The organism is Nonomuraea sp. NPDC050556 (genome assembly GCF_044457355.1).
Lineage (GTDB): Bacteria > Actinomycetota > Actinomycetes > Streptosporangiales > Streptosporangiaceae > Nonomuraea.
On sequence record NZ_JBITGU010000003.1, the window covers coordinates 697,831 to 718,878 of the forward strand.

Here is a 21,048-nt window from a genome sequence, read left to right on the forward strand (position 1 = left end):
ACGGAGTGAGCGGCTTCCGCTATCGTCTAGGGCGTCGCGACTGGCGCATCAGGTGGGCTTTACCACCAGGGAGCGGAAGGGGCGGAGGCCGTGCGCCTGGGTCTTCGCAGAATGTCAAAGATGACAGGAGTGCCATGTCTTCTCTCGCGAGCGTCGACCCGCAGATCGCCGAGCTCATCCAGGCGGAGGAGCGGCGGCAGGCCGACACCGTCAAGCTGATCGCGTCCGAGAACTACGTGTCCAAGGCGGTCCTCGAGGCCACCGGCACCGTTCTCACCAACAAGTACTCAGAGGGCTACGCGGGCAAGCGCTACTACGAGGGCCAGCAGGTCATCGACCAGATCGAGACCGTGGCCGTGGAGCGCGCCAAGGCCGTCTTCGGCGTCAACCACGCCAACGTGCAGCCCTACTCGGGCTCGCCCGCCAACCTGGCCATCTACATGGCGTTCCTCAACCCCGGCGACACCGTCATGGGCATGGGCCTGCCGTTCGGCGGCCACCTGACCCACGGCTGGTCGGTGAGCGCCACCGGCAAGTGGTTCAACCCGGTCAGGTACGGCGTGCGCCAGGACACCGGCCGCGTCGACATGGACGAGGTCCGCGCCATCGCCCTGGAGCACAGGCCCAAGCTGATCTTCTGCGGTGGCACCGCGATCCCGCGCACCATCGACTTCGAGGCCTTCGCGTCGATCGCCCGCGAGGTGGGCGCCGTGCTGGCCGCCGACATCGCGCACATCGCCGGCCTGGTGGCCGGTGGCGCGCACCCGTCGCCCGTGGGTCACGCCGACGTGATCTCCACGACCACGCACAAGACGCTGCGCGGCCCGCGCGGCGCCATGCTGATGGCCACCGACGAGGAGCACGCCAAGGCGCTGAACAAGGCGGTCTTCCCGGGTCTGCAGGGCGGCCCGCACAACCACACCACCGCCGCGATCGCGGTGGCGCTGCACGAGGCGGCGCAGCCGTCCTTCCGCGAGTACGCGGCGCAGGTAGTGGCCAACGCCAAGGCGCTGGCCGAGGAGCTGTCCAGCAGGGGCTTCGACCTGGTTTCCGGCGGTACGGACAACCACCTGATCCTGCTCGACCTCACCCCGAAGGGCATCGGCGGCAAGCCGGCCGCGCAGGCGCTCGACCGGGCGGGGCTGGAGACCAACTACAACACGGTGCCGTTCGACACGCGCAAGCCGTTCGACCCGTCGGGCATCCGCATCGGCACGCCCTCGGTCACGAGCAGGGGCATGAAGGAGGGCGAGATGCGGCAGATCGGCGCGTGGATGGACGAGGTCGTGACGGCGCTGGCCAAGGGCGACGCCGAGTCGACGATCGCCCGCGTCCACGCCGAGGTCTCCGAGCTCACCTCGCAGTTCCCGACCCCGGGTCTTTCTTAAAAGCTTTACAGGCTTTCTGGTACGGCTGCCGCCAGGGGACGCCCACCCGCCGACCGTGGCTGGGGGCCTCCAGGGGCACGCTTCTCCTGACGTTATGGGGTCGGCCGCCGCTACGGCGGCGGCTGACCCCCAGGGCACGAAAAACGCCCCGCCGCGAGGTGCGGCGGGGCGGGGCTGCCCAGGGGAGCGGGACCGAGGCGCTCCCCTGAGGGGTGGGTCAGCCGAGGTAGAGGTAGTCGGCGCGGTAAGGGACCTGGACCTTGGCGCCCGCCTTGCACGAGCCCGTGGGGGCGACGCCGCCCTCGGTGTTCAGGCGCAGGATCTGCGTGGCGAAGGACACCAGCCCCGACGGCTTGCCCGCCTGCACGGCGTCCAGCACCAGCTCAGGGATGTTCCCGTCGCCGTTCGGCGTCTTCGTGACCAGCTTCCCGCGCACCGCGCTCCCGTCGGGAGCGATCCACTGCGGCGGCCCGGCGGCGGGCGTCACGAACGAGTGGTCGATCCCCCGCCGCAGCTTCGCCGCCACCCCGAACTGGGTGAAAGCCCCGTTGACGCACTGGTAGATCTGCGCCCCCTTGAGCACGTCCGCCGTCAGCGCCCGCGGGTGGGCGAACGGCGTCCCGGACTGCTGCCCGCGCACCGCCCCGCCGTTGAAGTCCACGGTGTGCAGGTTGGAGTAGTAGTTGCCGGGGTTGGCCGCGATCCGCTTGACGATCTTGCGGGCCACCGGCGTCTCGCCCGCGATCCCGGTCAGGTTGGCCTGCAACCCCTTGGCCTCGAAGAACAGGTCGGCCACCACGTCGCCGTTCTTGCCCTGGACGCCCTTGTGGATGTGCCCGTTGGTGGGGGCGGCGACGCCCGACCAGGTCGCGGTGTAGGCGATCGAGGCGCCGTTGGGGCGCAGCCACCAGGTGGCCTTGCCGTCGGCGTCGCCGCGCTTCTTGCCGTCGTTCGCCTGGACCTCCTGCCTGCCGTCCGCCTGGGAGGAGATCGTGGCCTGGTTGCTGCCGTGCAGGACGCCGTTGAGGTCGACCGCCCGGTTGAGCTTGTGGAACTGCCCGCGCACCGCGCCCTTGGGGAAGCCCGCCGTGTGCAGGTTGGCGTAGAAGGCGCCCGGGTCGGCGAGCAGGTCCTTGAGCAGCTGCGGGTCGGCGCTGGTGGTGCCGGTGACGCCGAGCGCCCCGGCGGGCAGGGCCTGCTTGATCAGGTCGAGCTTGACGTCGCCGTTCTTGCCCTTGGCGCCCAGGTGGATGTGCCCGGCAGTGGGGGAGTCGACCTTGTTCCAGCGGATGGCGAACGTCACCTGGTCGCCGTCGATCTTCAGGACGACCGTCGAGCGGCCGTCGCCGTCGCCCTTGATGCCCACTTCGTTGGCGCCGCGCAGCCCGGCGGCGAGATAGACGGGCCCGACGTCGGCCGAGGCGCTCGTGGCCGGTACGAGGGCGGAGAGGCTGAGAAGTCCTGAGACGAGAAGGGTGCGCATTATGGAACCTCATTCATTTCCGGGTGTGTACGGCAGGCAGTACGGAGCCCGGCACCGATGAGGTTCAACCCATTTATCCGTAAATTTCCACACAAGGGCGGAGGCAAAAAGAAGCCCTCCCACCACAGGTGAGAGGGCTCTTCGAGGAGAAAGTCAGATGTCAACGGTAAGCAGGGTCTTACCTGTTGACGTCGTCACTTCGAATTTGTCTATCTGGTCGGGATTGAGCGGGCTTCCCCCGTGCATATAAAGCGGCGCCGGCTGCCCAGGCACGCCGTACCCGGAGGGCGGAACGGCCCAGCCGGTCATCACCCGCCGCTGCCCCGACTTCGACACCGCGATCAGCTCGCACTCCAGCGGCCCCTTCACCCCCGACAGCTTGAGCGCCGCGTGCGTGCCCCACCCCTTGGACTCGTAGACCAGCCCGCCGGTGACGCCCTCGACCCCCACGCCGGCGACCGGCGCGCCGTCCTCGTAGAACTGCTCGGCCGGCCCCGCGTCGTGACCCGCGTGGCTGCCCGCGACGACCTGGGCGGGCGCGTTGCCGTTGCCGATCGCCGTGCCGATGGTGATGCCGAACGTGAGCAGCGTGGCGGCGGCGGCAACCCCGATGACGAAGGTGCCCCGGCGGGTCCTCTTGTCGGCTGCCTTCTTGCGCCGGAACAGGTCGATGACCTCGTCCTCGCGCATTGGAGGTGGGTCGGCCACCTCGACGGGCTCGATCCCGGTGAGCATCCCGGCCATGCCGGACAGCTCGCCCAGCTCCGCCGTACAGGCAGCGCATCCGGCCAGGTGCGTCTCGAAGGCCGCCCTGTCCTCGTCGTCGAGCAGGCCGAGGGCGTAGGCGCCCACGTCGGTGTGTTCGATCCGCGAGTTCACGCCGTCACCCCTCTCTCCTCCAGTGCCACGCGCAGCGCGCGTACCGCGTAGTAGACCCGGGACTTGACCGTGCCCACGGGTATGCCGAGCTTCTCCGCCGCGTCGTTGACCGACCTGTCGCGCAGGATCGTCTCGTTGAGGATCTCGCGATGGGCCGGAGACAGCGATTTGAGTGCTTCTTCCACAACCACCTGGCGCAGCAGCCCCTCCATCTCGTCGGGGACGGTCAGGTTCTCCAGGGGTCCGTCGCCCGCCTCCTGCGGCCTCGACTCCTTACGCCGCCGGTCGTCGATCACGATACGTCGGGCGACGGTCGCCAGCCAGGGCATGAGGGAGGGCGTATCGGCGTCCAGCTGCCCCGAGGCTCGCCAGGCTCTGATCATCGTCTCCTGCACCACGTCCTCGGCCCACTGCCGGTCACCGGCGGTGAGGCGCACGACGAACGACAGCAGCGGCCCGTGATAGGTGCGGTACAGCTCGGAGACGACGAGTTCGTCATCCATGGGAACGGCTCCGGGAGGAGAGAGGGTGCTCAGTCGCATCATCATGCCTTCCCGTTGGAGTTCCCGTGTCGGCAGGAAGTACGGCCCGGCCGTACGCCCTGGTTCAACGGCTCGGGAAAAACCTGTTTGCGCCTCCTCCTGCCAGGTGCGTAGACTCTGCCCGTCACGACGACTGAGAGGGAGGTGAGGGACATGAGGGCCTTTCCGGTGAGCCTGCCGTCCATCAACCTCCGGGTGACCGCTCAGTAGCGCACCCGGGCTTCTCCCAAGGGTGTTCTTCAGTTGTCTTTCGACCTCATCTCGCTCGGCTGGACCGATTCCCGCGTCGCCGAGTTGCCATCGGACACCGTCCCCGCCCGCGTGGCCCGCGTAGACCGCGGCGCAGCGGAAGTCATCGCGGCGGACGGTCAACACCACGTCAAATACAGCGCCCACGTCCGCAGGGCGGCGGCGGAAAACCCCGTCGAGCTGCCCTGCGTCGGCGACTGGGCGGCCATCAGGATGCTCCCCGAGGGCCGCTACGAGCTCGACGCCGTCCTGTCGCGCACGACCGCGTTCGTCAGGGGTGGCGTCAACCGCGTCTCGCGGGGCGGGCTGTCCGGCGACGGCCAGGGCCAGGTCCTGGCGGCCAACGTCGACATCGTGTTCGTCGCGGAGCCGTCCATGCACGCCACCGACTTCGCCGACCTGGGCCGCATCGAGCGGCTCGTGGCCCTGGCCTGGGAGAGCGGCGGCACGCCCGTCGTGCTCATCACCAAGTCCGACCTGTTCGACCAGGGGCTCGAGCAGCTCCTGGACGACGTCGCCGCCGCCGCGCCAGGCGTCGACGTGCACGCCGTCTCCTCGATCATGGGGGAGGGCGTGGAGCTGGTGAGCGCCTACCTGGAGGGCTCGCGCACCGCCGTGGTGCTCGGCCCGTCCGGCGCCGGTAAGTCGACGCTCGTCAACGCGCTCGCCGACGGCGGGGTCATGGAGACCCAGCAGGTGCGCGCGGCCGACGGGCGCGGCAGGCACACCACCGTGCACAGGGAGCTCATCCCGCTGCCCGGTGGCGGGCTCGTCATCGACACGCCGGGCATCAGGCGGGTCGGGCTGTACCAGATGACCGACGGGGTCGACCTGGTCTTCTCCGACATCGACGAGCTGGCCGGGCAGTGCAGGTTCGGCGACTGCGGACACACCAGCGAGCCCGGCTGCGCCGTACTCGCCGCTCTGGAGAGCGGGGAACTGCCGGAACGGCGGCTGGAAAGCTGGCGCAAGCTCCAGCGCGAGGCCGAGTGGATGGCCTCGCGCACCGACGCCAGACTGGCCAAGGAACGCGTCAACAGATGGAAGACCATCCACAAGGAGATGCGCCGCGCCTACAAGAACCGGCCGTGAACGGGTAAGCCCAGTGCATGGGTCACCTGTTCGCTGATCGGGCCGAGGCGGGGGCTCTGCTGGCAGAGCGGCTGCTCGGCCTGCGCGCCCCCGTCGTGCTCGCCCTCCCGCGCGGTGGGGTCGCCGTGGCGCTGCCCATCGTGCGCCGGCTCGGCGGCGTGCTCGACGTGCTGGTCACCAGGAAGATCGGCTATCCGCCGACGCCCGAGCTGGGCGTCGGCGCGATCGCCGAGGGCGGCGAGCCCGTCATGGACGAGGCGCTCATGGCCAAGCTCGGCCTCGACGAGGCCGAGCTGGCCGAGGTGATCGCGGGGGAGCGGCGCGAGCTGGCCCGCCGCGTCTCCGTCTACCGGGGCGAGCGGGCGCTGCCCGCGCTGGCCGGGCGGGACGTGGTCGTGGTGGACGACGGTCTGGCCACCGGGGTCACGGCGCGGGCCGCGCTGCGTGCCGTCGCCGCCGCCAGGCCGGGCCAGGTGACGCTGGCCGTACCCGTGGGGGCTTGGGAGACGGTGCTGGCGCTGCGCGCGGAGGCGGACGAGGTGGTGGTGCTGGCCACCCCGTCCGGGTTCCGCTCTGTCGGGCAGTGGTACGACCGCTTCGACCAGCTGAGCGACGCCGACGTGGTCGCGTTGCTCTCGTGGGCCTGAACGTCTAGCGGAGTGCTGCCCAGACCAGCTTGCCTGGACCGTCGAGGGGGAGCCATCCCCAGCCGGAGCAGAGCGCCTGCACGAGCTGCAGGCCCCTGCCGTACTCGTCGTAGGAATCGGGGGCGGCCGCCGCCGGCACCGCGCTGCTCTCGTCGCTCACCGCGCACGCCAGGTGGGCGCCGCGGCAGACCAGTAACAGCTCCAGCGCGCCGCCCGCGTGCCTGATCGCGTTGGTGACCAGCTCGGAGGCGACGAGCTGGGTGTCGAAGACGGTCTCGGTCAGCCCCCACTGGGTCAGCGCCGTGGACACGAACCGCCTGGCGGCCGCCACCGGCGCCGGACGGTGGAACACCGCGACGTATCCGCCCGGGTCGACGTCAGTCAGGACCGAGCTCAACCACTCCGGCGGCGTCGGAGCGGTGTCGGCTTGCTGTCGTGCGGCGAACGTCGTCATCGTTGGGTCCCCGAGCGCAGTTTGTGGTGATCCAGTGACCATCCTTACGGGGCATAGCTGGTGATGCAAGACCCTTTCGTGCATTACCGATGCATGACTCGTTTGCACGTGCACCGGGCTATACGTTTCATCTTGTCCATGGAACACTGGGTCTTTTCCCGATCAAGGAGCTCGGCGTGGACCCAGCAGAGACGGGCCAGGTGCTCAGTCACGCACCGGGCAGCCCCACTGTCCTGCGGATCCTTCTCGGCGCCCAGCTGCGCAGGCTCCGTACGGCCGGCGGCATCTCGCGCGAGGACGCCGGGTACGCGATCCGGGCCTCCCACGCCAAGATCAGCCGGTTGGAGCTCGGCCAGGTCAGCTTCAAGCAGCGCGACGTGGCCGATCTGCTGACCCTGTACGGCGTGACCGACGCGGCCGAGCGGGAGCCGCTGCTGGAGCTGGCGCGCAACGCCAACGCGCCCGGGTGGTGGCACAAGTACGGTGACCTGCTGCCGAGCTGGTTCGAGGTCTACATCGGGTTCGAGGGAGCCGCCTCGATCATCCGTACCTATGAGAACCAGTTCGTGCCCGGGTTGCTGCAGACGCCCGCCTACGCGCGTGCGGTGATCAAGCTGGGGAACGACGACGAGCTGGACCGGCGGGTCGCGTTGCGGATGACCCGGCAGGAGCGGCTCTCCGCCGAGCGGCCGCCGGTGTTGTGGGCGGTGCTGGACGAGGCGGTCGTGCGGCGGACTCTCGGTGGGGCCGAGACGATGCGGGAGCAGATCGAGCACCTTCTTCGGATGTCCGAAAAGCCGAACGTCACGGTCCAGATCATGCCGTTCGAGCGGGGTGGGCACGCCGCCGCCGGGGGGCCGTTCTCGATCCTTCGGTTTCCTGATCGTGAGCTGCCTGACGTGGTGTACATGGAGCAGCTGACCAGCGCTCTTTACTTGGACAAGCAGGCGGAGTCCGAGCATTACATGTCGGTGATGGATCGGTTGAGCGTGCAGGCTAACTCGCCTCGGGAGTCACGGAAGTTCCTCGCAGACCTGCTGTGAATGTGGTCATAACCACCTTTTTGGGCATCGCCTATATGGAGACATGCCCGTTACCGTAGTGTCTGCCCTGCAATCACCGATGCACGTGCATCCGCACGCGAGGAGCTATGCCATGCAGGACATCCGTAACGGGGTCACGGCCAGCCGGCTTTCTGTCGCCTGGCGTAAGGGGCGCAGGAGCAATCCGAACGGGAACTGCGTCGAGGTCGCGGCGTTGCCCAACGGTGAGATCGCGATGCGTAACTCACGGTTTCCTGATGATCCGGCGCTGGTGTACACGCGGGCGGAGATCGCGGCCTTCGTCCTGGGCGCCAAGGACGGCGAATTCGACGACCTCATCGCCTGACACTCTCCACTCCGGCTCCCCATCCACTAACCCCGCCCTCCGCCTGCCCACCCACCCGCCCTTGGTCCTGCTCAAGCTGACCACCTCTGGCAGTGCCCGTCCTGCTGGGGCTGGGCTTCCTTTCGGCTGCTCTCCGTGCGGGCGGACCTCCTCTGGCCGAGCTTGCCGTCCGTGGGGGTTGCGCTCCTTTTGAAGGTCCCGCTCGTGGGAGGCCCAGGCGCGTGAGGCGCCTCTCCGGTTACCTCAGCTCCGGTGAGTGTGGTTGGGCGTCACCTCTTGGCCCTCCGGTTGCTGAGATGGTGCGCCCGGTGGGGTGCTGCTTGCGCAACCCCCAGCCAGATGCCTGGGGGTTGTGGGGTGGATGGGTGGGCGTGTCGTGACATTGTGTGTTCGTAACACAACGTAGAGTCGCCACCATGGACGCGTTGGATCTTGCGCGATGGCAGTTCGGCGTCACCACGGTGTACCACTTCCTGTTCGTGCCCGTCACGATAGGAATGTCGCTCCTGGTGGCGATCCTGCAGACCGCGTGGGTGCGCACGGGCAAGCCCCACTACAAACGAGCCACCAAATTCTGGGGCAAGCTCCTCCTCATCAACTTCGCCATGGGCGTGGTGACGGGAATCGTGCAGGAGTTCCAGTTCGGGATGAACTGGTCAAGCTACTCCCGCTTCGTCGGTGACATCTTCGGGGCTCCGCTCGCCATGGAAGCGCTCCTGGCGTTCTTCCTTGAATCCACCTTCCTCGGGCTGTGGATCTTCGGGTGGGACAGGCTGCCCAAGAAAGTGCACCTGGCCTGCATCTGGATCGTGGCCGTCGGCACCACGCTGAGCGCCTACTTCATCCTCGCCGCCAACTCCTTCATGCAGTGGCCCGTCGGCTACAAGCTCAACGGCCGCGCCGAGCTCACCGACTTCGGCGCCGTCCTCACCAACAAGGTCGTCCTGGCCACCTTCCCCCACACGATCCTCGCCTGCTGGCTGTCCGGCGGCGTGATCCTCATGGCCGTCTCCGCCTGGCACCTGGCCCGCGGCCGCGACCTCGACGTGTTCAAGCCGTCGATGCGCCTCGGCATCGTCGCCGTCCTGATCGGCTTCGTCGGCGTGTTCCTGTCCGGCGACACCCTCGGCAAGGTCATGACCGAGACCCAGCCCATGAAGATGGCCGCCGCCGAGGCGCTCTACGAGACGGCGCAGCCCGCGCCGTTCTCCCTGTTCACCATCGGCACCCTTGACGGCACCGAGCCGATCTTCCAGCTCGACGTCCCCGGCGTGCTGTCGTTCCTGGCCACCGGGTCGTTCGACGGCAAGGTCGAGGGCATCAACGACCTGCAGAAGCAGTACGAGCAGCGGTTCGGCCCCGGCGACTACCGCCCCTTCATCCCGATCACCTACTGGGGCTTCCGCCTGATGATCGGCTTCGGCGGGCTGGCGTTCCTGATCGCGCTGGTGATGTTGTGGCTGACCAGGCGCGGCCGTATGCCGGAGAAGGCGTGGATCTGGAAGGTCGCCGTCTGGGCCGTGGTCCTGCCGTTCCTCGCCCACAGCTTCGGCTGGATCTTCACCGAGATGGGCCGCCAGCCGTGGATCGTCTTCAGCCTGATGCAGACCCCCGCGGGCGTCTCGCCCGCGGTGGGCGCGGGCACGGTCCTGACGTCCCTGATCGTCTTCACCCTCCTGTACGGCGCGCTGGCCGTCGTCGAGGTCGGCCTGATGATCAAGTACGGCAGGCAGGCCCCGCCGCCGGAGGAAGAGCCACGCGACGAGGACACGCTGGCGTTCGCCTACTAGGAGAGCCTGATGGAAACACTGTGGTTCACGGCGATCGCCGTCCTGTGGGTCGGCTACTTCGTCCTTGAGGGCTTCGACTTCGGCGTCGGCATTTTGCTGCCCGTGCTGGCCCCCAAGCGCAGGAGCTCGCGACGAGAGAGCGAGGCTCGATCCGATGCCAACGAGGAGCGAAGCGGGCGCGACCATGAGCACGTCGACACCGAGCGCCGGGTGATGATCAACACGATCGGGCCGGTGTGGGACGGGAACGAGGTGTGGCTGCTCACCGCGGGCGGCGCCACGTTCGCGGCGTTCCCCGAGTGGTACGCGACGCTGTTCAGCGGCTTCTACCTGCCGCTGCTGCTCATCCTGGTGGCGCTGATCCTGCGCGGCGTGGCTTTCGACTACCGGGGCAAGCGCGACTCGGTGCGGTGGCGGGCGAACTGGGACAAGGCCATCGTGTTCGGCTCGTTCCTGCCCGCACTGCTGTGGGGTGTGGCGTTCGCCAACATCGTGCGCGGGGTCAAGCTCGACGCGCGGCACGAGTACGTGGGTTCGTTCTGGGACCTGCTCAACCCGTATGCCCTGGTCGGCGGGCTGACCACGCTGGCGCTGTTCGTCACGCACGGCGCGATCTTCCTGTCGCTGAAGACGGCGGGCGACATCAGGGACAGGGCGCGGGCGCTGGCGGTGCGGACGGGCCTGGCGGCAGCCGTACTCGCCGTGGTCTTCCTGGTCTGGACGCAGTTCCAGGGCGGCACGCTGGTCACGGTGATCCTGGCGGCCGTGGCGGCGCTGGCGTTCGTGGCGGCGCTGGGCATGGAGTTCACCGGGCGCGAAGGGTGGGCGTTCACGCTGTCGGCCGTCGCGATCGGGGTCGCGGTGATCAGCCTCTTCGCGGTGCTCTACCCGGACGTGATGCCGTCGACGATCGACCCGGCCTACAGCCTGACGATCGAGAACGCCGCGGCCACGCCGAAGACGCTGGGCATCATGACGTGGGTCGCGGTGATCTTCCTGCCGCTGGTGTTGCTCTACCAGTCGTGGACGTACTGGGTGTTCCGCCGCAGGATCAGCACGCGGGACATCCCGGTACAGCAGAAAAGCGCCTGATCAGGCAGTTGTCCCGACCGGGTTCGCCGGTCGGTGACCGGGCTCATCGGGACAACTGCGTGATCACGCGTGCAAACGTTGAAGCGCTGCCGGGTGGAGTCAGGCGGCGGAGATGCCGGCGCTGGCGGCGCGGCGCATACGACGGCGACGCTCGGAAGCGCGCTCGTCCTCGTTCAGGCCACCCCACGTGCCGTACTTCTCCGGACGGGACAGCGCGTAGTCGAGGCACTCGTTGCGGACCGGGCACTGGCCACAGATGGCCTTCGCCTTCCGCTCACGGTTGTCACGCTCGGGCTGGCGCTCGCCATCGGGGCCGAAGAAGAGCACGAGGTCCTCACCCCGGCACGCGGCATCATCCTGCCAACCCCAGCTGGGGCGCGGGCGGGCGATCTGCCGACGTACCTGAGACATGAGAAAACCACCTTCGTGAGAGGTATTTCGGTAATTGAGCCGCATTGGACGCTTTCGGCGTCACTGTTCCAACGCAAGGCAGGGCCGTGATGTTCCCGTGATCAGGTAAGCGCTGGCGTGGCGTACCGCACAGGCGAAAGCCTGTCCAGCGAGACCAGCCGGTAGGTGGTGATTGTCTCGGCGCAAGCCGTACCACCTGGTGTTTGACACACCGATGGCTCAACCACAACCTGGAACCGGACGTCCCCGACGCGCACGATGGCTTCGGTGACGTCGCCGTCCGACCTGGAGGATTCCACGGCCACCGCACTGACCGAGAGCACACCCGTATGGGCTCGGGCGAAATGCTCCACGGCTTGCAATGGCTCAGGGATGCCTGCGCGTCCCCGGAAGCGGTCGAGAATCACCTCGCCGGACCGGTACGCGTTGACCGCTGCGATCGCAGCAGCCTGAGACATGCTGCCGTAATAAAGGCCGTGTGGCAAGCACACGAGGTTGGCGGCGTACCGATCGCCGCCAACGTGTGACGTTTCCCACACTCTGTCCGGCAAAATTTCTGCCAGCCCCCGAGCGAGGGGTAGTCCAATGCGGGCGCAACACGCATTGCGCTTGGCGTGCGTGCAGACCAGAAATACCGGCTCGTCTTCAAGTATGCAGGACTCTGGGACCACTCCGGCCACCACGGCGTCCAAGTCAAGATCGTCGGGACCTGCGACGACTCCTGAGGCCAACCAGGGCTTCTCGCCTGTCGAGACGGCGACTAGCACACGGATGCCCTGGTCCCGCAGGCGGGTGCGCCTTCCTGGCCGCCTGATCAGCTGGGCCCTGATACCGCGTTCCGTCGCCCTGCGCACGAGTTCCGAGATGTTCTCGGGAAGGTCACAGTTCTCCAGATGGGAAGCGGTCCACGGCCCGTCGTGCTCGATGAGCAACCACGAGCGCGCGCCTACCGTGGCGCTGGCGAGGACCGGCTGGTCCCCGCTGTGGCACCCGGCGGGATGCTCGCACCCCCTGGCCATGATCCCCTCCACCCGTTTGAAGATTAGGTAAGACTAACCTAAGGGACAGGTGGGATGGCTGGTGGGGGTTTCAACACGCCGAAAGCGCCTGTTTCGCCGCGGGTAGGGCGGCTTCCCTGTCTTCGGGGATCAGTCCGATCCGCGTCCTGCGGTCGAGAAGGTCCCCTTCGTCCAGGGCGCCCTCGTGCCTGACCGCCCACACGAGGTCCGCGCGGGTGACGCCGGTGGGCAGGGTTTCGCCAAGCGCGGGATCCTGCCCGATCAGCTGCTGTACGGCACGCGCGTCCTCTGCGCCGACGAGGGGGAGGCGGGCGGTGATGCTTTTCGAGGCGGGTAGTCCGGCGAGGGTGACGGCGCGGTCCACCGCGTCCTCCGCCATGCGCCGATAGGTCGTGAGCTTTCCCCCCACCACGGTCACGACGCCGTTGTGGGCGAGGACGGCGTGGCTGCGTGACAGGTCGGCCGTGCGCCCGTCGGCGGCGAGCAACGGCCGCAGCCCCGCGAAGGCGCCCGCGACCTCCGCCCGCGCCACCGGACGCTCCAGCACCGAGTTCAGCACTCCCAGCAACGCGCTGACGTCCGCCTCCGGCGCCTCGGGAACATCCGGGATCGGCCCGTCGACCGGCTCGTCGGTCAGCCCCACGTACACGCGCCCGTCGCGCTGCGGGAGAACCAGAGCGAACCGGTTGCTCTCCCCCGGCAGCGGCACGTGCAGCCCCGCCCGGAGCCCGGGAAGCGTCGAGGGACGCAGCACCAGGTGGGTGCCGCGCGAGGGGCGCAGCCGTACGGACGGATCGAGCTGCCCCGCCCACACGCCGGTCGCGTTGATCACGACGCGCGCCCTGATCGTGAACTCCGACCCGCTCACCTCGTCACGGACCCTCGCCCCGCCACCGGTCAGCTCCAGCGCCCGGCACTTCGTCAGGACCATCGCCCCGCACCCGGCGGCCGTGCGCGCGATCGCGACCACCAGCCGCGCATCGTCGACCAGCCGCCCGTCCCAGGACAGCAGCGCCCCGCGCAGGCCGTACGGGCTCAGTTCCGGGGCCAGCTCGCGCGCCCGAGCGGCCGTCAGCCGCGACGGGCCGGGCAGCAGGCGGCGCGGGGTGCGCGCGGCGATGCGCAGCGCGTCGCCGAGCCGGTAGCCGGTCATGACGAGCGCGCTCTGTGCCCTGGAGACGTCCTGGGTGAGCGGCAGCAGGTACGGCTGCGCCCTGACCAGGTGCGGAGCCGTACGGCCGAGCAGGACGCCGCGCTCGACGGCGCTCTCGTAGGCGACGCCCACCTGGCCCTTGGCGAGGTAGCGCAGGCCGCCGTGGATCATCTTGGAGCTCCACCTGGATGTGCCGAACGCCAGGTCGTGCGCGTCGATCGCGGCTACCGTCAGCCCACGGGACGCGGCGTCCAACGCGGCGCCCGCCCCCGTCGCCCCCAGCCCGACGACCAGCACGTCGACGTCCTGCTCCGCGGCGAGGCCCAGCTCCCTGGTACGGCGCGCGGCGTTCAGCGAGGTGTTCATGACAGGTACCTCTCCAGGATCGTGGTGAGTTGGGCGTCGAGCGCGTCCGGGTCGAGCATCGTGGGGCCGGAGATCAGGAACGACTGGGCGACGAGCAGGATCGACGCCGCTCTGCCGCGGTCGCCGACCGCGGGCTCCAGCAGGTCGAGGATGGCCTCCTGGGTGGCGCCCCTGCGGTCGATCAGGTAGGGGAGGAGCAGCTCGGGGTCCGCCTCGACGATCTTGCGCCAGAGCGGGTGCGCGCGCAGCGCCCGTACGCCGTCCACCACCGCACGCACCGGGTCGGCCAGGTCCACGCTCGCGGCGACGCGCACCCATTCCCTGGTCATCAGGTCGCCGACCAGGGAGTGCACGTCGGGCCAGCGGCGGTAGAGGGTCATGCGCGACACCCCGGCCCTGCGCGCCACGTCGGTCAGCGTCGTGCGGCGGACTCCGTAGGCGAGCACGCATTCCAGAGCGGCGTCCAGCACCGGATCGTTGTGACGATTGGACGACATGTGTCACAGTGTAGTGGTGGAAGCCATGTTGTGGTCAGGCTGGGGCGACCCGGCGCTCGCCAAGGAACTGCCAGAGCCGATCGTCAAGCTGCTGCACGACCTGCTCGGCGTGCGCGCGCCGTCGTCGGCCGCCGTCTCTCTGGAGTGGGTACGGCTCCCGCCCGTCTCGCTGACCCCGCCGACGCTGGAGGCGTTGCATGCGATCGTCGGCGCCGAGCAGGTCCTCACAGGCGACGAGGATCGGGTGCGCCACACGCGCGGCAAATCCACGCCCGACCTGCTGCGGATGCGCGCGGGCGACGGCTCGGACGCCCCCGACGCAGTGGTGCGGCCCGCGTCGCACGACGAGGTGGTGGCCATGCTGGCGCTCTGCGCGGGCGGCTCCGCTGAGGGCGCGGGGGCCGGGCAGCGGCTGGCCGTGGTGCCCTTCGGTGGGGGGACCTCTGTCGTCGGTGGGCTCACCGCCGCTCGCGACGGGTTCGACGGCGTGGTCGCGCTCGACCTCGGCCGCATGGACCGCCTGGTCTCCGTCGACACCGAGTCGATGATCGCCGAGTTCGAGCCGGGAATCAGGGCCCCCGAGGCCGAGCGGCTGCTGGCCGCGCACGGACTCACGCTGGGGCACTTCCCGCAGTCCTTCGAGTACGCCACGCTCGGCGGGTTCGCCGCCGCCAGGTCCAGCGGCCAGGCGTCGGCCGGGTACGGGCGGTTCGACGACATGGTCGTGGGGCTCACCGTCGCGACGCCCATCGGCACCCTCGACACCGGCCGGGCGCCCAAGTCCGCAGCCGGGCCCGACCTGCGCCAGCTCGTCCTGGGCTCGGAGGGCGCGTTCGGCGTCATCACCTCGCTGCGGCTGCGGGTGCGTGCCGTACCGGAGGAGAAGGTCTACGAGGGCTGGCGGTTCGCGTCGTTCGCGGAGGGTTCCGCCGCTCTGCGGGCGCTCGCCCAGGAAGGCCCGATGCCCACCGTGCTCAGGCTCTCCGACGAGACCGAGACCATGATCGGCCTGGCCAAGCCTGACGCCATCGGCGGCGGCGACTCAGGATGCCTGGTGATCGCCGGGTACGAGGGGGCCTCCGTCGAGGAGCGCAGGCGGGCGGCGGGAGCCGTACTGGCGCGCCTTGGAGGAGAGCCGCTCGGGACCGCTCCCGGCGACGCGTGGGCGCACGGCCGGTTCTCCGCGCCTTACCTGCGCGACTCGCTCCTGGCGGCTGGCGCGACCGTGGAGACCCTTGAAACCGCGGGTTTCTGGGCGAACCTCCCCAGGCTCTACGACGCCGTACGGCTCGCGCTGCACGGCTCGCTCGGGTCGCCGCTGGTCATGTGCCACATCTCGCACGTCTACGAGACCGGCGCCTCCCTCTACTTCACCGTCGTGACCGCGCAGGACGCCGACCCCCTGGCCCAGTGGGAGGCCGCCAAGACGGCGGTCAACGAGGCGATCGGTACGGCAGGCGGCACCATCTCCCACCACCACGGCGTCGGTAGGGACCATCGGGAGGCCTACGCGGCCGAGGTGGGGCCGGTCGGCGTGGAGATCCTGCGCGCGATCAAGCAGCGGGTCGACCCCGAGGGAGTGCTCAACCCCGGAGTGCTCATCCCCTAGCGGCTTTGTCCGCCTCGGCGATCGCGGCTTCGGCCTCCCCGTGCCTGCCCAGCGCGGTGAGGACGTCGGCCAGGCAGCTCAGCGCCAGCACCAGCGGCCCGCCGCCGATCGCGCGGGTCAGCATGACCGCCTCCTCCGCGATCGGCAACGCCTCGGCCGGTCGCCGCTTCAGCAGCCGGGCGTGGACGCAGAGCGAACGCGACAACAGCGGGATGAACTCGGTGGGATCGCGGGCGGCGAGCTGCCTGCTGATCGCCACCGCCTCGCGGGCGCTCCTGACCGCGCCCCTGCCGAACGTGCCACGGGCCTGTGTCTGCGCATAGGCCAGCAGCCCCTCGACGGCCTCGACCCCCGCCGCGTTGCGCCGGGCCGCCTCGTTGAATCCGTTGCGGGCCATCGCAGCCCCCTGCCGACAACCGCTTGCTTGGCTGTCGAGGCTACCGCAAGGTACCGCCCCGTGTCGCTTGATGTACACAGAGTTCGCGCGGGAAGGGTGCGCTATCGGTAGATCACGGCAAAGATATGGTCATGGTGGAAGTCGCGGCCGAACGCGGGAAGCAGCTCTCCTCACGAGTTTCCGAGGAGGGCGCGGGCTGGAAATGCCAGCAGATCGGGTCATTCAAGTCGTTGCGTCCCAACGACCGGTCGTTCTCGTGGCTGAATCCGCGCACGTTGTGGCGCTCGCGCAACCAGATCCTGGCCGGGCTGTTCGGCGACCCTTCGGGGCAGGTGCGGGCGCGCTGGATGGAGTCGCAGCAGGCGCGCGGCGCCGACCCCTCGCTCGCGATCCGGCCCCCGGTCGGCGACACGTTCACCTTCCTGCTGATGGGCGACCCCGGCGAGGGGGACGCCTCGCAGTACGCCGTGGTCCCCGGGCTGCTCAAGCTGGGTGAGGACACCTCGTTCGCGGTGGTCGCCAGCGACGTGATCTACCCAACGGGGTCGGGCAACGAGTACTGCGACAAGTTCTTCCGTCCCTACCAGGCGTACGGCGCGCCGATCTACGCCGTGCCCGGCAACCACGACTGGTACGACGGGCTCGGCGGGTTCATGCGGGTCTTCTGCGACGCGCCGCCGCTCAAGCCCGCGCCCGACCGTGGGCTGCGCGGGCTGCTGTGGCGCAAGCCGGAGGCGATCGACGAGAAGGCGCTGGCCGAGGCGCGCAAGCTGCGCGGGGCGCCGTCCCAGCAGGCCACGCAGCCCGCGCCCTACTGGGTGATCGAGACGCCGAGCCTGCTCATCGTCGGCGTCGACACCGGCATAGCGGGCGACCTGGACAAGGCGCAGGCCGACTGGCTCCGCCGTACCTCGCTCGACCCCAGGCCGAAGGTGCTGGTCACCGGGAAGCCGATCTACACGCGCAACGACTACAAGCCGTCGCCGCTGCAGGGCGGGGGGACGATCGACGACATCGTTCGCGATCCGGCCCATCGGTACGTCGCGGCCATCGGCGGCGACGTGCACAACTACCAGCGCTATCCGGTCAGGGTGGGGGATCGGGTGATCCAGTACATCGTGTCCGGCGGGGGCGGGGCGTTCATGCACGCCACCCACACCATCCGGCGGGTGGACGTGGCGGGGGTGCATGAGGACGACTTCAAGTGCTACCCGCTGCGCGGCGACTCGCTGTCGTTCTACAGCCAGCTGTACGCCAAGCGGTTGCGGATGAAGTGGCTCTTCCTGACGCCGCGCGAGGCGTCCTGCATCATGTCCGGGCAGATCGGCAACACGCCCGTGCGGCCGATCGAGGGGCCGGTGACGATCACCAGGCGGATGCGGTGGGCGGCGCGCATCCTGGGGGCCTGGCCGTTCCCGCTGCGGCTGCCGGTGGGGACGGTGTTCCACCGCTACCTGTCCGAGCTGTCTGACTGGGACACTCCGCCGTTCTTCAAGAACTTCCTCCACGTGTCCGTCACGCCGGACACGCTGCACATCCGGTGCTTCGGGGCGACCGGGTGCCTGCCGCAGGAGATCGACCCTCCGATGGAGGACGAGGTGCGCATCAAACTGTCGTAGCCGGGTGGCACTCTGAGGGTGTGCACGTCGCCCTGACCACCAGTGAGCTGCGCCCCTTCGGGGATGCCGCCGCCGTCTCTTCCGCCGCCACCGTGCGGCAGGTCGAGGGTGACTCGCGCCCTCGGTGGGTCTGGGCGGATACGCGGGAGGTTTATCCCGACCTGTTGCGTGCCGAGGTGCGGGTGGCGCGCTGCCACGACCTGGCGCTGACCGAGCGCATGCTGCTCGCCTACGACGGCCGCATGGGCGAGCCCTATTCGGCGGCCGCCGCCTACGCGCGGCTGCACGGGCTGCCCGTTCCTGACGACGACCACGGCCCGGCCGCCAGGCAGGACACGCTCTTTGAGCCGGAACGCCCCGCGCTGGGGTCAGCCGAGGTGGTCGAGGTGTTCGAGGACCAGGCGCGGCGCATCGCCGCGCTGCCCGACCCGGCGCGCTTCCGCCTGCTGGTCGCGGCCGAGTCGGCGGGGGCGCTGGTGGCGGCCGAGATGAGCTTCTACGGCATGCCGTGGCGGCGCAGCGCGCACGACGCGCTGCTGACCGAGATGCTCGGGCCGCGTCCCGTGCACGGCATGCGGCCGGTCAAGCTGCAGGCGCTGGCCGACGAGGTGACCACCGCCTTCGGCCACCAGGTCAACCCCGACTCGGTGCAGCAGCTGGTCAAGGCGTTCAAGGCGGCCGGGGTCACGATCAAGACCACTCGGTCGCGGGAGCTCAAGGAGATCGACCACCCGGCGGTCGCGCCGCTGCTGGCCTACAAGGAGCTGTCCAGGTTCTACACCTTCCACGGCTGGGCCTGGGCCGACCAGTGGGTGCGCGACGACCGGTTCAGGGACGAGTGGGTGGTCGGCGGCGTCGTCACCGGGCGCTGGGCCACCAACGGGGGCGGGGCGCTGCAGATCCACAAGGCCATGCGCAGGGCCGTGGTGGCCGACGACGGGTGGGCGCTGATCGTCGCCGACGCTGCGCAGCTCGAACCCCGGGTGCTGGCCGCGATGGCCGGCGACCGCGGGCTCGCCGCCGCTGCCGGGGAGATCGACCTCTACTCGGCGCTGGCCAAGGCGTTCGGCGGCGAGCGCGACAACGCCAAGATCGCGATGCTGTCGGCCATGTACGGCGGGAGCAGCGGCGACGCGCCCAAGCTGCTGGCCATCATGCGGCAGCGGTTCCCGCTGGCCTACCAGTTCGTCGAGGACGCGGCCAAGGCGGGGGAGGACGGCAAGCTGGTGCGGTCCTGGCTGGGGCGCACCAGCCCGCCGCCTTCCGCGCGGTTCCGCGAGCTCGTCACGGGGCCGGACGGGGGGAAGGTGGCGCGCGACCGTGGCCGGTTCACCCGCAACTTCGTGGTGCAGGGCACGGCGGCGGAGTGGGCGCTGGCGTTGCTCGCGGTGTTGCGTGGGTTGTTGCCTGATCCGGCGCGGCTGGTGTTCTTCCAGCACGACGAGGTGATGGTGCACTGCCCGCTGGACCAGGCGGAGGAGGTCATCGGGGCGGTCACGGCGGCGGCTGCTGAGGCCACGCGGCTGCTCTTCGGCGAGACGCCGGTGCGCTTCCCGATGGAGGCGGTCGCGGTCAGCTGCTACGCGGACGCGAAATAGACCCTCACCCGAGAGCTCCCGGAACCCCAGAGAGGAGCCCCTCCCCTCACTGAGAGAGACCCCGAGAAGGACGGGATCCCTTCTCTGGGAGCTTCGGCCGTCTCGTCGGGCGCGCTGAGAGGTCGGGAGCGTGCTCTAAGCCGTGGCAGGTCCGCTGCGCAGTGCGGTGAGGGCCAGCCACAGGGCCGCCGCCGCCACCATCGCGCCCACGCTGAGGCCGAGCGCCAGGTACGAGACGCCGCCCACGATCGCCCCGGCGAGGACGGTGCCGGTGGCGCCGCAGACGTTCATCAGCAGGTCGGACACCCCCTGCACGGCGGGCCTGCGCTCGATGGCGACGGACTCGCTCAGCATCGCCGACCCGGCGACGAGCCCGCACGACCACCCGATGCCGAGCAGCGTCAGCCCGACGGTGATCTGCCAGACGGCATGCCCCGCCGTACCGGCAAGCAGGCCTGCCGCCAGGAGCAGCACCATTCCGGCCAGCAACACGGGGACCTTGCCCGCCTTGTCGGCCAGCCAGCCGACCACCGGGGACAGCACGAACATGCCCGCGATGTGCAGGCTGATCACGATGCCGATGACGCTGATGGCGGCGCCCTCGTGGGTGAGGTGCACGGGCGTCATCGACATGACGGACACCATCGCCGTGTGGCTCACCGCGATCGCGATCAGCGCGCGCCTGGCGGTCGGGGTGGTGCGGAGGATCTGCCAGGCGTCCCTGATCGTACGGTTGCCCGCCGGGTGCTGGCCGTCCGACGGCTTGAGGCTGCGCGCCAGCACCAGCGGGTCGGGACGCAGCCCGGCGACCACGACGAGCAGCGCCAGCGCGAAGGCGAGGGCGGCGAAGGCGAACGGGCCCGCCGTACCGACCAGTCCGAGCTTCCTGCCGATGGCGTCGGCGGGCTCGGCGAGGTTGGGGCCCGCGACCGAGCCGACCGTGGCGGCCCACACCACCAGGGACAGGTGCCTGGCGGCATGGCCGTCGGGGGAGAGGTCGGTGGCCGAGTAGCGGGCGGCGTAGTTGCCGGCGCTGCCGCCGCCGACGAGCACGAGACCGGCGAGCAGGAGGGGCCAGGAGGCGATGGTGATGCCGGCCACGGAGATCACGCAGCCGGTGAGGGCGGCGATGTAGGCGAGGCTGAGACCTGCGCGGCGGCCTTTCTTGCCGGCGGCCTTGGCGATGGGGAGGGCCAGGAGGGCGGCGCCCAGGACGGTCGCGGTGCCGGCGAAGCCGCTGATGAAGGCGGAGCCGGAGAGCTTGAAGACGACCACGGAACTCAACGCCAGGCCCACCGCGACACCTACGCCGCCCACGATCTGCGCTGTGGAGAGGACACCGAGGGTCCGCCGCTGAACGCTACGGACGCGCTC

20 protein-coding genes are annotated in these 21,048 nt (G+C 69.8%); 10 read left to right on the forward strand and 10 right to left on the reverse strand.

The window, feature by feature from the left end:
- The first annotated feature begins 134 nt into the window (after positions 1 to 134).
- Positions 135 to 1,388 carry a serine hydroxymethyltransferase gene (glyA, locus tag ACIBG8_RS32370; RefSeq protein WP_397346833.1) on the forward strand — a complete coding sequence of 418 codons (1,254 nt, stop codon included), beginning with the start codon at positions 135 to 137 and terminating at the stop codon, positions 1,386 to 1,388.
- Positions 1,389 to 1,605: 217 nt separating this feature from the next.
- Here glyA and ACIBG8_RS32375 read toward each other — a convergent pair whose 3' ends face one another.
- From ACIBG8_RS32375 to ACIBG8_RS32385, 3 genes are all read right to left on the reverse strand, one after another.
- Positions 1,606 to 2,871, reverse strand: coding sequence for a CHRD domain-containing protein (locus ACIBG8_RS32375; RefSeq protein ID WP_397346835.1), 1,266 nt, complete (start codon positions 2,869 to 2,871; stop codon positions 1,606 to 1,608).
- A gap of 153 nt (positions 2,872 to 3,024) precedes the next feature.
- Positions 3,025 to 3,750, reverse strand: coding sequence for an anti-sigma factor family protein (locus tag ACIBG8_RS32380; RefSeq protein WP_397346836.1), 726 nt, complete (start codon positions 3,748 to 3,750; stop codon positions 3,025 to 3,027).
- Positions 3,747 to 4,253, reverse strand: a complete 507-nt coding sequence (locus ACIBG8_RS32385; RefSeq protein ID WP_397346837.1) for a sigma-70 family RNA polymerase sigma factor — start codon at positions 4,251 to 4,253, stop codon at positions 3,747 to 3,749. The genes ACIBG8_RS32380 and ACIBG8_RS32385 overlap by 4 nt, the downstream gene beginning before the upstream one ends.
- A 282-nt stretch (positions 4,254 to 4,535) precedes the next feature.
- Between ACIBG8_RS32385 and rsgA the strand changes: the two genes are divergently transcribed.
- Both rsgA and ACIBG8_RS32395 read left to right on the forward strand, forming a co-directional pair.
- Positions 4,536 to 5,633 (forward strand): ribosome small subunit-dependent GTPase A, encoded by a 1,098-nt coding sequence (gene rsgA / locus ACIBG8_RS32390; protein WP_397346838.1) that lies wholly within the window; start codon positions 4,536 to 4,538, stop codon positions 5,631 to 5,633.
- Between the two features lie 17 nt (positions 5,634 to 5,650).
- A complete protein-coding gene (locus tag ACIBG8_RS32395; protein WP_397346839.1) occupies positions 5,651 to 6,280 on the forward strand; it encodes a phosphoribosyltransferase in 630 nt (209 codons plus the stop codon).
- Positions 6,281 to 6,284: 4 nt separating this feature from the next.
- On the opposite strand, the gene ACIBG8_RS32400 is transcribed toward ACIBG8_RS32395, so the two are convergent.
- Entirely contained in the window at positions 6,285 to 6,734 is a 450-nt protein-coding gene (locus tag ACIBG8_RS32400; RefSeq protein ID WP_397346840.1) for an ATP-binding protein, read from the reverse strand.
- Positions 6,735 to 6,910: 176 nt separating this feature from the next.
- On the opposite strand from ACIBG8_RS32400, the gene ACIBG8_RS32405 reads away from it, so the two are divergent.
- The 4 genes from ACIBG8_RS32405 to cydB all read left to right on the forward strand — a co-directional run bounded on the left by ACIBG8_RS32405 (position 6,911) and on the right by cydB (position 11,005).
- A complete protein-coding gene (locus tag ACIBG8_RS32405; protein WP_397346841.1) occupies positions 6,911 to 7,777 on the forward strand; it encodes a helix-turn-helix domain-containing protein in 867 nt (288 codons plus the stop codon).
- Between the two features lie 112 nt (positions 7,778 to 7,889).
- Positions 7,890 to 8,123, forward strand: a complete 234-nt coding sequence (locus ACIBG8_RS32410; protein ID WP_397346843.1) for a DUF397 domain-containing protein — start codon at positions 7,890 to 7,892, stop codon at positions 8,121 to 8,123.
- Positions 8,124 to 8,539: 416 nt separating this feature from the next.
- Positions 8,540 to 9,913: a cytochrome ubiquinol oxidase subunit I gene (locus ACIBG8_RS32415; protein WP_397346844.1), complete on the forward strand. Its 1,374-nt coding sequence runs from the start codon at positions 8,540 to 8,542 to the stop codon at positions 9,911 to 9,913.
- A gap of 9 nt (positions 9,914 to 9,922) precedes the next feature.
- Positions 9,923 to 11,005 carry a cytochrome d ubiquinol oxidase subunit II gene (cydB, locus tag ACIBG8_RS32420; RefSeq protein WP_397346845.1) on the forward strand — a complete coding sequence of 361 codons (1,083 nt, stop codon included), beginning with the start codon at positions 9,923 to 9,925 and terminating at the stop codon, positions 11,003 to 11,005.
- 99 nt (positions 11,006 to 11,104) lie between these two features.
- Here the strand turns inward: cydB and ACIBG8_RS32425 are convergent, their stop codons facing one another.
- The 4 genes from ACIBG8_RS32425 to ACIBG8_RS32440 form a co-directional block, all read right to left on the reverse strand.
- Positions 11,105 to 11,416, reverse strand: coding sequence for a WhiB family transcriptional regulator (locus ACIBG8_RS32425; RefSeq protein ID WP_397346846.1), 312 nt, complete (start codon positions 11,414 to 11,416; stop codon positions 11,105 to 11,107).
- A 101-nt stretch (positions 11,417 to 11,517) separates the two neighbouring features.
- Positions 11,518 to 12,447, reverse strand: a complete 930-nt coding sequence (locus ACIBG8_RS32430; RefSeq protein ID WP_397346847.1) for a sucrase ferredoxin — start codon at positions 12,445 to 12,447, stop codon at positions 11,518 to 11,520.
- A 58-nt stretch (positions 12,448 to 12,505) separates the two neighbouring features.
- The gene (locus tag ACIBG8_RS32435) at positions 12,506 to 13,954 is read right to left on the reverse strand and encodes a glycerol-3-phosphate dehydrogenase/oxidase (RefSeq protein WP_397346849.1); all 1,449 of its coding nucleotides are present in this window, start codon (positions 13,952 to 13,954) and stop codon (positions 12,506 to 12,508) included.
- A complete protein-coding gene (locus ACIBG8_RS32440; protein WP_397346851.1) occupies positions 13,951 to 14,451 on the reverse strand; it encodes a TetR/AcrR family transcriptional regulator in 501 nt (166 codons plus the stop codon). The genes ACIBG8_RS32435 and ACIBG8_RS32440 overlap by 4 nt, the downstream gene beginning before the upstream one ends.
- 25 nt (positions 14,452 to 14,476) lie before the next feature.
- On the opposite strand from ACIBG8_RS32440, the gene ACIBG8_RS32445 reads away from it, so the two are divergent.
- Positions 14,477 to 16,060, forward strand: a complete 1,584-nt coding sequence (locus ACIBG8_RS32445) for an FAD-binding oxidoreductase (protein ID WP_397347817.1) — start codon at positions 14,477 to 14,479, stop codon at positions 16,058 to 16,060.
- On the opposite strand, the gene ACIBG8_RS32450 is transcribed toward ACIBG8_RS32445, so the two are convergent.
- Positions 16,050 to 16,457: a hypothetical protein gene (locus tag ACIBG8_RS32450; protein WP_397346852.1), complete on the reverse strand. Its 408-nt coding sequence runs from the start codon at positions 16,455 to 16,457 to the stop codon at positions 16,050 to 16,052. The two genes, ACIBG8_RS32445 and ACIBG8_RS32450, sit on opposite strands and share 11 nt — an antisense overlap.
- 131 nt (positions 16,458 to 16,588) lie before the next feature.
- On the opposite strand from ACIBG8_RS32450, the gene ACIBG8_RS32455 reads away from it, so the two are divergent.
- Both ACIBG8_RS32455 and ACIBG8_RS32460 read left to right on the forward strand, forming a co-directional pair.
- Positions 16,589 to 18,076, forward strand: a complete 1,488-nt coding sequence (locus ACIBG8_RS32455; RefSeq protein WP_397346853.1) for a metallophosphoesterase family protein — start codon at positions 16,589 to 16,591, stop codon at positions 18,074 to 18,076.
- Between the two features lie 20 nt (positions 18,077 to 18,096).
- Positions 18,097 to 19,674 (forward strand): bifunctional 3'-5' exonuclease/DNA polymerase, encoded by a 1,578-nt coding sequence (locus tag ACIBG8_RS32460; RefSeq protein WP_397346854.1) that lies wholly within the window; start codon positions 18,097 to 18,099, stop codon positions 19,672 to 19,674.
- A gap of 135 nt (positions 19,675 to 19,809) precedes the next feature.
- On the opposite strand, the gene ACIBG8_RS32465 is transcribed toward ACIBG8_RS32460, so the two are convergent.
- A complete protein-coding gene (locus tag ACIBG8_RS32465; RefSeq protein ID WP_397346855.1) occupies positions 19,810 to 20,991 on the reverse strand; it encodes an MFS transporter in 1,182 nt (393 codons plus the stop codon).
- Positions 20,992 to 21,048: the final 57 nt, after the last annotated feature.